Origin of the sequence: Phyllobacterium sophorae, assembly GCF_003010965.1 — a bacterium.
In the GTDB taxonomy this organism is placed as follows: domain Bacteria; phylum Pseudomonadota; class Alphaproteobacteria; order Rhizobiales; family Rhizobiaceae; genus Phyllobacterium; species Phyllobacterium sophorae.
This window is the reverse complement of record NZ_PGGM01000002.1, coordinates 323,805-336,406: the sequence shown is the minus strand read 5'-3', so window position 1 is coordinate 336,406 and position 12,602 is coordinate 323,805. Positions and strand designations below refer to the sequence as shown.

At 55.8% G+C, this 12,602-nt stretch carries 13 protein-coding genes; 6 read left to right on the top strand and 7 right to left on the bottom strand.

Annotation, left to right across the window (positions count from 1 at the left end; translation table 11 throughout):
- Nucleotides 1-10: 10 nt before the first annotated feature.
- The 4 genes from CU103_RS05555 to CU103_RS05540 all read right to left on the bottom strand — a co-directional run bounded on the left by CU103_RS05555 (nucleotide 11) and on the right by CU103_RS05540 (nucleotide 3,598).
- Nucleotides 11-361 (bottom strand): diacylglycerol kinase, encoded by a 351-nt coding sequence (locus CU103_RS05555; protein ID WP_106662935.1) that lies wholly within the window; start codon nucleotides 359-361, stop codon nucleotides 11-13.
- 54 nt (nucleotides 362-415) lie between these two features.
- Nucleotides 416-913 carry a GFA family protein gene (locus CU103_RS05550; protein WP_106662934.1) on the bottom strand — a complete coding sequence of 166 codons (498 nt, stop codon included), beginning with the start codon at nucleotides 911-913 and terminating at the stop codon, nucleotides 416-418.
- Nucleotides 914-2,089: a Na+/H+ antiporter NhaA gene (nhaA, locus tag CU103_RS05545; protein WP_106662933.1), complete on the bottom strand. Its 1,176-nt coding sequence runs from the start codon at nucleotides 2,087-2,089 to the stop codon at nucleotides 914-916. It lies immediately after the preceding gene.
- Nucleotides 2,090-2,218: 129 nt separating this feature from the next.
- Complete coding sequence (locus tag CU103_RS05540; protein WP_106662932.1) at nucleotides 2,219-3,598, bottom strand: class II 3-deoxy-7-phosphoheptulonate synthase; 1,380 nt, start codon at nucleotides 3,596-3,598, stop codon at nucleotides 2,219-2,221.
- Between the two features lie 198 nt (nucleotides 3,599-3,796).
- Between CU103_RS05540 and CU103_RS05535 the strand changes: the two genes are divergently transcribed.
- Entirely contained in the window at nucleotides 3,797-4,681 is an 885-nt protein-coding gene (locus CU103_RS05535) for an alpha/beta hydrolase family protein (protein ID WP_106662931.1), read from the top strand.
- Nucleotides 4,682-4,689: 8 nt separating this feature from the next.
- On the opposite strand, the gene gor is transcribed toward CU103_RS05535, so the two are convergent.
- The 3 genes from gor to rpiA form a co-directional block, all read right to left on the bottom strand.
- The gene (gene gor / locus CU103_RS05530; protein WP_106662930.1) at nucleotides 4,690-6,081 is read right to left on the bottom strand and encodes a glutathione-disulfide reductase; all 1,392 of its coding nucleotides are present in this window, start codon (nucleotides 6,079-6,081) and stop codon (nucleotides 4,690-4,692) included.
- 115 nt (nucleotides 6,082-6,196) lie between these two features.
- Nucleotides 6,197-6,745 carry a DUF2059 domain-containing protein gene (locus CU103_RS05525; RefSeq protein ID WP_106662929.1) on the bottom strand — a complete coding sequence of 183 codons (549 nt, stop codon included), beginning with the start codon at nucleotides 6,743-6,745 and terminating at the stop codon, nucleotides 6,197-6,199.
- A 95-nt stretch (nucleotides 6,746-6,840) separates the two neighbouring features.
- Nucleotides 6,841-7,554 (bottom strand): ribose-5-phosphate isomerase RpiA, encoded by a 714-nt coding sequence (gene rpiA / locus CU103_RS05520; RefSeq protein WP_106662928.1) that lies wholly within the window; start codon nucleotides 7,552-7,554, stop codon nucleotides 6,841-6,843.
- 179 nt (nucleotides 7,555-7,733) lie between these two features.
- On the opposite strand from rpiA, the gene CU103_RS05515 reads away from it, so the two are divergent.
- The 5 genes from CU103_RS05515 (at nucleotide 7,734) to CU103_RS05495 (ending at nucleotide 12,568) form a co-directional block, all read left to right on the top strand.
- Nucleotides 7,734-8,417 carry an HAD family hydrolase gene (locus CU103_RS05515; protein ID WP_106662927.1) on the top strand — a complete coding sequence of 228 codons (684 nt, stop codon included), beginning with the start codon at nucleotides 7,734-7,736 and terminating at the stop codon, nucleotides 8,415-8,417.
- A 151-nt stretch (nucleotides 8,418-8,568) separates the two neighbouring features.
- On the top strand, nucleotides 8,569-9,123 hold the full coding sequence (locus CU103_RS05510; RefSeq protein ID WP_106662926.1) for a BA14K family protein: 555 nt from the start codon (nucleotides 8,569-8,571) through the stop codon (nucleotides 9,121-9,123).
- Nucleotides 9,124-9,344: 221 nt separating this feature from the next.
- Nucleotides 9,345-10,757: a circularly permuted type 2 ATP-grasp protein gene (locus tag CU103_RS05505; RefSeq protein ID WP_106662925.1), complete on the top strand. Its 1,413-nt coding sequence runs from the start codon at nucleotides 9,345-9,347 to the stop codon at nucleotides 10,755-10,757.
- 66 nt (nucleotides 10,758-10,823) lie between these two features.
- Nucleotides 10,824-11,765, top strand: a complete 942-nt coding sequence (locus CU103_RS05500) for an alpha-E domain-containing protein (protein WP_106662924.1) — start codon at nucleotides 10,824-10,826, stop codon at nucleotides 11,763-11,765.
- A gap of 5 nt (nucleotides 11,766-11,770) precedes the next feature.
- Nucleotides 11,771-12,568 carry a transglutaminase family protein gene (locus CU103_RS05495; RefSeq protein ID WP_106662923.1) on the top strand — a complete coding sequence of 266 codons (798 nt, stop codon included), beginning with the start codon at nucleotides 11,771-11,773 and terminating at the stop codon, nucleotides 12,566-12,568.
- Nucleotides 12,569-12,602: the final 34 nt, after the last annotated feature.

The window sequence follows — 12,602 nt, the reverse complement described above, 5'->3', positions numbered from 1 at the left end:
GTAACATGCATCAGGAAAAAAACACCGTCCAGAGCGTATAGAACCAGACCGTTGCAACCAGGATGATCGAAATCAGCACGGCAAGTGACCCGCAATCCTTGGCGATCTGGATCTCGCGATGAAAATCCAATGAAACCGCATCGCACGCTGCCTCGATGCCGGTGTTGAGCACTTCAATCATGATCAGAAACAAAACGGACCCGGTCAGAAGCAGGAAAGAAAGACCGGAGGGTGCAATAAGGGCAGCGATGGGAATGGAAAGGAAAAACAGAATGAGTTCTTGCTGGACCGCTTGCTCATGCTTCGCCAGATGCTTCAGAGCACGCATGGAATTGATGAATGCCAATACTAGCCGATGCATGCCCCGCCCCCGTGTTTTCCGCTGAGGGCAGCTTTACGGGGAGATTGGCGCGCGTCAATCCTTTGAACGGTCAGTCCCCGCAACCACGACACCACCGCCACTTTTTTCATATTGCGGCAGGTCGTCGCCAATCTCGTAATAGTCGCCTTTGTCGGCGACGAATATATGGCTTTCGGCGCGTAGTCCGGAAGGATAATCGAATGCCCCTGCCATGACGGAAATATAGTCAAGCTCGTTGTGTTTCCAGAAAAGGACCGAGCCGCAGTTTTTGCAGAAGCCGCGCTTGGCAAAGTGGCTCGCCTCATACCAGCCGATATTCTCTTCGCCAGAAACGCTTATCGAATCGTCCTGAACATTGGTCGCCGCCAGAAAATGGCCGGTTTGCTTGCGGCATTGCGAGCAGTGGCAATAAACGACGCCACGCAGATTTCCCCGCGTTTCGAAATGTACTTTCCCGCAAAGACAAGAGCCCCGACGCAACTCGACCACAACCACAACCTCCCGATTATCGACGACGAACTTAGGCGACGCCGCAAGCGACGCCTTTCGCATTTACGCCTTTGCCGGACGTGTCAACGACAGGCGCAACAGCGCCGCGCCGACAACAGCGGACAACAACGATCCGAGCAGCACGCCCAGCTTCGTTTCATCCTGCAGCAGCGGCGAATTGGCAAAGGCGAGCAATCCGATGAACAGGCTCATGGTAAAGCCAATACCGCAAAGAATCGCGACGCTGTAAATTTGCAGCCAGGTTGCCCCCGCCGGACGCTCGGCAAGGCGCAGTTTGATGGCCACCCAGGCGAACGAGAAAACACCGATTTGCTTGCCGAAGAAGAGGCCAGCGGCAACGCCGATCGGTACCGGGTCGGCAAGGTTGGACAGCGATACGCCGCTGAAGGAGACACCGGCATTGGCGAAACCGAAGATGGGCACAATGAGAAATCCAACCCAGGGCTGAATCGCGTGTTCGAGCTCCAGCAGCGGCGAATCCGCCTGTCCCTTTTCGCCGCGCATGGGAATGGCCAGGGCAAGCAGCACACCGGCGATCGTCGCGTGGATGCCGGACTTGAAGACCAATATCCACAAGATCACGCCGAGAACGAGATATGCCCACAGCCGCACCATGCCGAGGTAGTTCATCGCGATGAGAATGCCAAAGACAGCGGCCACGCCTGCCAGCGCAGGCACGTTCAAGCCGTCTGAATAGAACAGGGCGATGATGATGACAGCGCCAAGATCATCTATGATGGCCAGGGCTGTCAGGAACACCTTTAGCGATAGCGGGACCCGCGAGCCGAGCAGCGACAGCACCCCGAGCGAAAAGGCAATGTCGGTGGCGGACGGGATTGCCCAGCCACGGATGGTCTCCCCTTCGTTGAAGGCAAGGAAGATCAGCGCCGGGACGATCATGCCGCCGAGCGCGGCAAAGCCAGGCAATGCTCGGCGCGACCAGTTCGACAACTGTCCGCTGATCATCTCACGCTTGATTTCAAGGCCGACAAGAAGGAAGAACACGGCCATCAGCGCATCATTGATCCAGTGCAGGATGCTCAACCCGCCGACATAGGTCTTCAGGAACCCGAAGTAGTCTTCGCTCAGCGGTGAATTGGCAATGATCAGCGCCAAAGCGGCAACTGCCATCAAAATGATGCCCCCGGAGGCCTCATTCTCCATGAACGAACGGAAAGACGCAGTCAGGCGGATTCGGCGCGAGGGTTTTGTGTCCATGCAGCCTTGATAGAATCCTGAAACGCAAAACTCCAGCCAAAACACCGGGCTAATTGGAATTGCACAGGTCACCCACAACAAAGGGCGGTCCGAGACCGCCCTTTGCAATATGCACGCGTGGCCAGCAGGTCAGGCGTTGACGGCCAGCTTCTGCGGATGGCTGTCACGCTCCTTCTTGAGAAGTTCGGCAACGAGGAATGCGAGCTCCAGAGCCTGATCGGCATTGAGGCGCGGATCGCAATGGGTGTGGTAGCGATCGGACAGATCTTCTGCCGAAATCGCCCGCGCACCGCCGGTGCATTCCGTCACGTTATTGCCGGTCATTTCGATGTGGATGCCTCCCGGATAGGTTCCTTCGGCATGATGAACGGCGAAGAAGCTTTCGACTTCCTTCAGGATGCGGTCGAACGGCCGTGTTTTATAGCCATTGGCGGTGATCGTGTTGCCATGCATGGGATCACAGGACCAGACCACGTTGCGGCCCTCCTTCTGCACCGCGCGGATCAGCTTCGGCAGATGATCGCCGACCTTGTCGTGGCCGAAGCGATTGATCAGCGTCAGGCGGCCCGGTTCGTTCGCCGGATTGAGGAGGTCGATCAAGCGGATCAGGTCATCGGGCTCCAAGGTCGGACCGCACTTGAGACCAAGCGGGTTCTTGATACCGCGGCAGTATTCGACGTGAGCATGATCCGCCTGACGCGTACGGTCGCCGATCCAGATCATATGGCCTGATGTGCCGTACCAGTCGCCCGAAGTAGAATCGACGCGGGTCAAGGCTTCTTCATAACCGAGAAGCAATGCTTCATGGCTGGTATAGAAATCCGTCTCGCGCAACTGGGCATTGCTCTCGGACGTAATACCCACGGCACGCATGAAGTCCATCGTGTCGGAGATGCGGCGTGCCAGCGAACCATAACGCTCACCTTGGGGGCTATCGGCAACGAAACCCAGCATCCACTGGTTTACGTTCTCCAGATTGGCATAGCCACCCTGTGCGAAAGCGCGCAAAAGGTTGAGCGTAGCGGCTGACTGGCGATACGCCATTTCCTGACGGGCCGGATCGGGAGTTCGCGACTGTTCCGTGAACTCGGTACCATTGATGATATCACCGCGGTAGATCGGAAGTTCGATGCCGTTCTTCGTTTCGGTATCCGAGGAACGCGGCTTGGCGAACTGGCCGGCGATGCGGCCGACCTTGACGATAGGCTTGGACGCCCCGAACGTCAGGACGACGGCCATCTGCAGGAATACGCGGAAAAAGTCGCGGATATTGTCCGCACCATGTTCGGCAAAGCTTTCGGCGCAATCGCCGCCCTGCAACAGAAAGCTTTCACCCTTGGCAACAGCTGCAAGCTGCTTCTTTAGCTTGCGCGCCTCACCTGCAAATACGAGCGGCGGATAAGTACGAAGACGGGCCTCGACATCGCTCACGGCCTGAGCGTCCGGATAGTATGGCACCTGCTTGATAGGCATGCCTCTCCAGGAAGTCGGTGTCCAGTTCTTGGTCATTATTGCACCTGTTATTTGCTTTCCATATTGGTAGCGATTGTTCGGGGTTTCTCCGGTCATGCCGGAAGGCGCTCATATAGTCCAATTACATCGTTTGCACCAGTCCCGTTAAGGATTGTGACGGCAAAGCATTTTCGTCGTTGCCCGCTACATCAATTTGAATTACGTTAACGTTAAGGTAAGATCTGGGAGGATCGATTGCGCGACATCATATTTGAAGCAGCGGATGGTTTTCCGCTGCATGGAAGTCTGTTTGAAGGGACCGGCGACGGCCCAGCCATCCTTATTTCATCTGCTGCGGCGGTTCCGGACACGATTTACCGGCATTTTGCCGGCCGTCTGGTAGAATTGGGCGCATCGTATGTGCTGACATATGACTATCGCGGTGTCGCAAAATCGGCCGTGCCCCGAAATTGGAAGGCGCGGCTCAACCTGAAGGACTGGGGTGTACTCGACTTCCCGGCTGCCCTGGACGAATTGAAGCGCATTGCAGGACCCCGCCCGCTTGTCGGCATTGGCCACTCCTATGGTGGCGTTGCCCTTGGCCTCAGCAATCGTGCTTCGGAGTTCGAACGTTACACGATGCTTGCCTCGCTCTCCGGCTACTACCGCAACACGGCCCAACCCTGCGCGATGTATGCCAAGATGAATCTTCTCGGCGTGCCTCTCACCATCCCCTTCGGCAAACTGCCAAGGTGGGGAGGATTGGGCGAGGCCGTTCCGGGAACCATCTTTCGCGATTGGGCGCGGTGGTGCCGCAATCCGAATTTCCTCTTCGCCGATCCGGCAGTTCCCGAAGCAAGACATTTCCAATCGGTTGCGATCCCGCTCCTTTCGGTCGGAATAACCGACGATGTCTGGGGCACGCGAAGAGCGGTGAACGATCTGCTCTCGCGCTTCGGCAATGCGCCGGTTCACGAAATGTGGTTTTCGCCGGGCCAATCCGCCGACACCCAGATCGGGCATTTGGGCTTTTTCCGGAAGCACCAGGCCGGAAAATTATGGCCTGCAGTCACCAACTGGCTGCTGCACGCCAAAATTCCCGAAAATGCGGCGCCGCGCCGGATAGCACAGGCCGCCTAGGCAACGTATCAGTCCATGCGCTGGCAATCCACGATGCGGTAGCTCGGCTTATACATCGTCACCAGTTCTTCCGATGCTGTCGGGTGCACGGCCATGGTCCGGTCGAAATCATCCTTGGTGCAACCCGCCTTGATTGGAATGGCCAGAAGCTGCGCCATCTCGCCGGCGTCGGGTCCCAATATATGCGCGCCAACGACCTTTCGACTGGCAGCATCGACAATGAGCTTGGTCAGCATCTTGTCCTTGGCCCCGGAAAGCGTATTGCGCATTGGACGGAACAAGGCGCGATAGACTTCAAGCTCCTTGAACTGCTTGCCCGCTTCCTCTTCGCTGAGGCCCACCGTACCGATTTCCGGTTGCGAGAAAACAGCGGTGGCGATCTGCCGGTGGTCGGGCCTGGTGGGATTATTCTTGAACGCCGTCTCAAGAAAACACATCGCCTCATGGATGGCGACGGGCGTCAGCTGAACGCGGTTCGTCACATCCCCGACTGCCCAGATATTTCCCTTGGTGGTACGCGAATATGCATCAACCTTGATCGCGCCAATCTCGTCGACCTCGACGCCCGCCGCTTCGAGTCCGAGCGTTTTTGTATTGGGCACGCGTCCGATCGCAAGCATTACCTGGTCTGCCACAAGCTCATCGCCTGCTGACAGACGAACGGTAAGACGCCCGTTGTCCGGCCGTTTCACCTCTTTGATAACTTCAACACAGCGGATGCGAATGCCTTTGGCAACCATGGACGCATGCAGCAATTGCCGCAAATCATGATCAAACCGTGAAAGAATTTCTTTACCACGGTAGACGAGCGTGGTTTCAACCCCGAGACCATGGAATATGTTCGCGAACTCCACCGCGATGTAGCCCCCGCCTTCGATCACAATGGCTTTCGGCAGTTCCTCGAGGTGAAAAGCCTCGTTCGAGCTGATGCATAGCTCATGCCCGGGCAAAGCCACATGCGGATTGGGGTGGCCGCCGGTAGCGACAAGAATTTGATCGGCACTGAACCGGTTGCCGGTCTTGAGGATTTCAATCGTATGGTCGTCGATCAACACGGCTCTGCTGTCGAAAATCTCGACATTTGAGTTATCGAGCCCGCTTCGGTAGAGCCCTTCCAGCCGCGCAATTTCGCGGTCTTTGTTGGCGACCAGTGTGGGCCAATCGAACGTAGTCGCCCCAACGCTCCAGCCGTATCCGGCGGCAGCTTCGAAATGTTCCGGAAATTGGGAAGCGTAAACGAAGAGCTTCTTTGGAACGCAGCCGCGAATGACACAGGTCCCCCCCATCCGGTATTCTTCGGCGAGCCCGACTTTTTTTCCCATGGCGCCGGCAAGCCGACCCGCTCGTACGCCACCCGATCCGCCTCCGATGACGAATAGGTCGTAGTCATAGCTTGTCATGGTAACACTCCGAATCTGGTCGACAGGTCATTGCATATGGGTTGTATCGTGGCGGCTTAAAAGAACAAAGCCCGGCTAGAGACCGGGCTTTGCAGATTTTGTATCCATGCAGCAATCAGGGTTTCGGCTTGGCTGGTGCCTCAGGCGTGGCCGGCGCCGTCGCCGCGGCGGTGGCTGCGATCTTCTCGGCAACGGCCTGCGCCAGATCCCGGGCGATACCGCGCCCCCAGATCGTTGCAGCCTTGTTTACTTCACGCGTCACGATCGGGCCTTCCGACAGCAGCTTTTTTCCTGCGGGAGATGTGTAGAAGCCCGTGATGGCGTTAAGCTCTTCTTCGGTGAACGAAACGGCGTAGGCGCGGGCAGCTTCGTTTTCAAGATCGGCACGACGCGATGCAAGCGCCAGTGCCTGCTCGTCAACGGCAGTGCTGATAACGGATTCGAGATTCGGATCTTTCTGAATCAATTCACTCTTCAGCCCGCGCGCAGCGTCAGGCAGGATGGTGTCGAACATGTCCGTGGTCTTGATTGCGGAAACGGCAGCGCGGGCCGCCGCCAGATGCGAGGGGGTAATTTCCTGCGCTTGTGCAGTGCAAAGACCGCCAAGCATGATCGCAACAGACAGGGGTGCAATCAAGCGGCGAAAGCCAGATGCTCGGTTCATGAATTTATCGCTCCGTTTTCGTTGCCGCGCATGACCCAAAAATCGTCTTTGATTTTGCAAAGGATCATGCGCCATTTTAATTTGTTGCTACGTCCTTATGCGTCCGAACCGGGCGCGCGGCGCAGTAATGTCCGGATACCGTCGCTACCGGCCAGAATGGCCACACGCGCCAGATCCAAAAAAAGTCCGTGCTCCACGACACCAGGAATGGCGTGCAGAGCGGCCGATAACGCTCTTGTATCCGGAATGCGGCCAAAAGATGCATCCAGGATCAAATGCCCGCCGTCTGTAACAAATGGTTCTGCTCCCGTCATCCTCAATGTAAGTGTACCTGAAAGATCAAGTCTGGAAGCCGCAAGTTCGATCGCCAATGTGGTGGCTGCAAGACCAAATCGGTTAACCTCGATGGGGAGCGGAAAGGCGCCAAGCGTTTCCACAAGCTTTGATTCGTCCGCAATTACAATCATCTCTGTCGACGCGGCCGCAACGATCTTTTCACGCAGCAAAGCCCCGCCGCCGCCTTTGATAAGCGCGAGTTCCGGGCCAACTTCATCCGCACCATCGATCGTCAGATCAAGTGCCGGCGTATCCTCGAGAGTGGTGAGCTTGACGCCAAGTTCACGGCAAAGCGCGGCAGTGCGCTCGGAGGTTGGCACGCCAATAACATTCAATCCGGATGCGACTTTTGCCGCAAGGAGCCGCACAAACTCTTCGGCTGTCGAACCCGTTCCAATTCCAAGGCGCATTCCATCCCTGACATAGGTCAGCGCTTCACCAGCTGCTTTGATTTTCAATGTCCTGGCATCCATTCGTGGTGCGCCCTCTTGTAGCTTTGACTCGACATCGGTTTGACGTGACACTGGGCTCCTAACACGTCAGGCTATCGGGTCAAGGCTCGTTGCTTGTTTTACAGCCAGCCTTATACTTGAGTGTAAGGGTGCCCACCACAAAATTGGCGAATTAATTTCGCCACGTCACAGGAAAACAAATGTCGCAACCAATCGTTGTTTTTGATCTCGATGGAACTTTGGTGGATACCGCACCCGATCTTCTCGATAGTCTCAATCACTGCCTCAGCGAGGCCGGGATGCAAAAGGTCGATCCCGTCACGCTGCGCCGCTATGTCGGGCAAGGCGGGCGCGTGATGATCGAACGTGCCTTTGAGGCACAGCAGAAGCTTCTCAGTCCGGAACAGCTCGATTGGCTGGTCGACGTCTTCATTGCACATTACAGCGCCCATATGCCCGGCCATTCGGCGCTCTACGAAGGCGCCGAGAAGGCGATGGAAGACCTCTCAGGCGCCGGCTATCTGTTGGCGGTATGTACCAACAAGTTTGAAGCACTTTCTGTCAACCTGTTGAGCGGGCTTGGCCAGTCATCGCGATTCAGCGCAATCTGCGGCTCGGATACGTTCGCATTTCGCAAACCCGACCCCCGTCATTTGATTGAAACAATCAGGAAAGCCGGCGGTGATCCGGAACGCGCGGTCATGATTGGCGACAGCCGCACCGATATCGATACAGCGAAAGCCGCGGGAATTCCTGTCGTCGCCGTCGATTTCGGCTATTCGGACCATCCAGTTGCGACTTACGATCCAAGCCGGATCATCTCACACTATCGTGAATTGAAAGTCGAACTTGCGGACGATCTGATCGGTGCCGTTAATGCTTGATGGAATCAAGTAACTCAAAGGTGATCTGGAACAAAAGCGAGAATCGCACGTTACTCTGTCGATTGATGCTACGCCAATTTGGCTTACCATCAGACTTTTCTTTGCTCTTACATAAATGCGAGGCATAAAGCCTCGGATTTCAGGAGGAAATATGAGAAAGCTCACCTCGGTACTGGCAGCCCTCGCAATGTCGGTCAGTACGATGTCTGCCGGAACGGTGCCCGGTTATTCGGCACCGTTGGCACTGCTTTCCGTTGAAACGCCCAGCAATATTCAGTTGGTCAATGAGGACAATCGCGTCCTCAGGCGCATGCCCCGCTACAATCGTGAATGGCGCGGCGATCGCGGCTGGCGCGGCGATCGAGGCTGGCGCGGCGACGGGAACTGGCGCGGCGATCGCGGCTGGCGCGGTTATCGTGGCTGGCGCGGTGACGGCTACTATGGAAACAATTACTATAATGGATATCGCGGCTACCGTTATTACCGTCCCGGCTATCGCTACTATAATGACGCTTGGTTCCCGCTCGCAGCATTCGCGGGTGGATTGATCATCGGTAATGCGATCAGCCAGTCAGCTCCCGTATACCGCACCGGCAGTTCACATACGGAATGGTGCTACAATCGTTACCGGTCCTACCGGGCCTATGACAACACCTATCAACCCTATGGTGGCCCGCGCCGGCAGTGCTATTCACCCTACCGGTAAGTCTTCACCGATACCTGCCGAATCCAAGAAGCCTGGATCCTTATCCGGGCTTCTTATTGTTTAGCGCCTACGCCATAACCGGAATCGTATTGCGCTTGCCTCAATCCCGTCTTGGCTGCCTAATTTTTGTGCTGGAGTAAAGTGTGCACGCTTAAACGATGGAATGTGCTTGCTTTTTTTGCTGAACCCGCTTGAATGACACTTATATAAAGGGGGTATTAGTGAAGCCATTTGATGAGATGATCAAAACCGGCGGTGATGTGCGCCTGCCATACGAACAGCTGAAATGCTGGCTTGATACCCAGAACCCCGAGCGATTGGCGCAGAAGGCGCTGGATGCGGAAAATGTATTTCGCAAGACCGGGATTACCTTCGCAGTCTATGGCGACGAAGAAGCAGCCGAACGGCTCATTCCATTCGACATCATTCCCCGTATTATCACCGGCAATGAATGGCGCCGCCTGTCGCAAGGCATTGAGCAGCGTGTTATGGCCCTCAATGCGTTTCTCGATGATATCTACCACCGTCAGGAAATCATTCGTGCGGGGCGCATTCCGCGAGAATTATTCACCCACAACGATGCCTATCTACCTGAAATGGTCGGGTTCCGTCCGCCCGGCAACGTCTATACGCATATTATCGGCGTCGATATCGTAAGAACTGAAGAAAACCAGTTCTATGTGCTTGAAGACAATGCGCGCACACCGTCCGGTGTTTCGTACATGCTGGAGAACCGCGAAACGATGATGCAGTTGTTTCCGGAACTGTTTCAGCAGATCAAGGTTCGCCCCGTCGAAACATACCCGAAGCTGCTGCGCCAATCGCTTGCAGCAGTTGCACCGCCCGGATGCAAAGGGACACCGACAATCGCTGTTCTTACGCCGGGCATCTACAACTCGGCCTATTTCGAGCATGCATTCCTCGCGGATCAGATGGGTGTCGAGCTCGTCGAGGGCAGCGATCTGAAAGTGGAAAACGGCAAGGTGGTCATGCGGACCACCGAGGGCAATCGCGCGATCGACGTTCTCTATCGCCGGGTCGATGATTCTTTCCTCGATCCCCTCACCTTCCGCCGTGACTCGGCACTGGGCGTCGCCGGTATCATGGATGTCTACCGGTCGGGCAACATCACAATCGCCAACGCCCCTGGAACGGGAATTGCCGACGACAAGGCGCTCTATTCCTACATGCCCGAAATCGTCGAGTTCTATACTGGCCGCAAGGCGATTTTGGAGAATGTTCCAACCCATCGCTGCTCCGAGCCGGACACACTCAAATACGTGCTCGAAAACCTCGCCGATCTCGTCGTCAAGGAAGTCCACGGTTCAGGCGGTTATGGCATGCTGGTGGGTCCTGCCGCTTCGAAGAAGGAGTGCGAGGCTTTCGCACTCAAGCTGAAGGCCAACCCCAAGAACTATATCGCCCAGCCGACCCTGGCACTTTCGACGACCCCGATCATGACTGAAAAGGGCCTGGCGCCACGGCACGTGGACCTGCGGCCCTTTGTTCTTGTTTCCGATCGCATTCGCATCACGCCTGGCGGGCTGACACGCGTTGCCTTGAAAGAAGGTTCGCTTGTCGTCAATTCCAGTCAGGGCGGAGGCACGAAGGACACGTGGGTGCTGGACGATTAGACTTGTTCTGAGGGGATGAGGGCCGCCAAAGACGGTTCCAGAGACAAAGAGGGATAACACCGAAAAATGCTTCTTGGCCGAACCGCAAATGGTCTCTACTGGATGTTCCGCTATATTGAGCGGGCAGAGAATATGGCTCGCCTGATCGATGCCGGTTTGCGCATGGCTCTGACGAAGACTTCCGATGCACCGGAAGAATGGTCCTCGGTTCTGATGAGCGCCGGTGTAAAAATCGGGTACGACAACAAGTACAACGAATACAATGCCAGCCTGGTGTCTGATTTCCTGCTGCGCGATCCCGGAAACCCGTCGAGCGTCATGTCGTGCGTCGAGACAGCTCGCTCAAACGCGCGCATGGTGCGCACGGCACTGACGCGCGAGGCCTGGGAAAGTGTGAACGAGACGTGGATGATCCTCAAATCCACGCTGGCACAGGCTGTCCCCGAGACCGATCTTCCGCGTGTGCTCGACCAGATCAAGCGTGAAACCGCGATCATCCGCGGCGCTTTCCACGGAACGATGCTGCGCAACGAGATTTTCAATTTTGCACGCATCGGGACGTTTATCGAGCGGGCGGACAACACCGCTCGCATTCTCGATGTCAAATATTACGTCCTGCTGCCGTCGATCTCGTATGTTGGCACGACACTCGACAACTTTCAGTGGGAGTCAATCTTGCGCTCCGTTTCAGCGCACCGCTCCTATCGCTGGGTCTATGACGTGGAATACAATCCCGTAAATATTGCAGACTATCTGATCCTCAACTCCAGAATGCCGCGATCGCTCAATTTCTGTTATTCGAACATCGTGGATAATCTGAAATACCTTGCCAGCGATTATGGCAAGCGGCACGAATGCCATGACATGTCGGAAAGTATAATGATCCGCCTGGAAAACAATGATATCCGGACCATCTTTGACAACGGTCTTCATGAATTTCTGAGCGATCTCATCTATCAAACGAACAGCTTGAGCAGCAAAATTGCTGCGGCCTACAACTTCGATTGAAGCCCATGCTTTTGAACATTCATCACAATTCCAACTATCGTTATGACTCCCCGGTGCATTATTCGGTACTGCGTTTGCGCCTGCATCCACAGAGCAGCCCAGGGCAAAAGGTTATCGATTGGACGGTGACGGTGAAAGGGGCAACGCAGGAGGCGAACTATCGCGACGGTTATGGCAATCGCACGACCTTGATAAGCCTTGAACGCAACGTCGAGGAGCTCGTCATCCGCGCTTCAGGCCAAGTTGAAACCGAGGATCGCACGGGCGTTCTCGGCAAGGTCTATAACTTCATGCCGATCTGGCTCTATGAGCGGGAGACCGAGCTGACAAAGCCCGGAGAGGCGATTCGCGAATTGGCGGCCGGCCTTCAAATCAGGACCGACAAACTTGCGATCATGCATGAATTGATGGGACTATTGCACCAGAGAGTGGCCTATATACCAGGATCGACCAATGTGGCCACGACGGCCGAGGAAGCGCTTTTGAATGGTAAAGGCGTCTGTCAGGACCACACACACATCTTTTTGTCGGTCGCACGCGTCCTGAATATTCCGGCACGGTATGTATCTGGCTATCTGATGCTCAACAATACGATCGAACAGACGGCAAGCCATGCCTGGGCCGAAGCCCACATCGAGGGGCTCGGCTGGGTCGGATTCGATGCAGCCAACGATATTTGCCCGAATGAAGGCTATGTCCGCGTAGCATGCGGCCTCGACTACCGCGAAGCAGCCCCGATTTCCGGAATACGCTTTGGACCAGGCATCGAATCACTTGCCGTCGAGGTCAATGTGGAGCAGTAATCTCAAAATTCATTCGGAATCGGAATTCGGGATT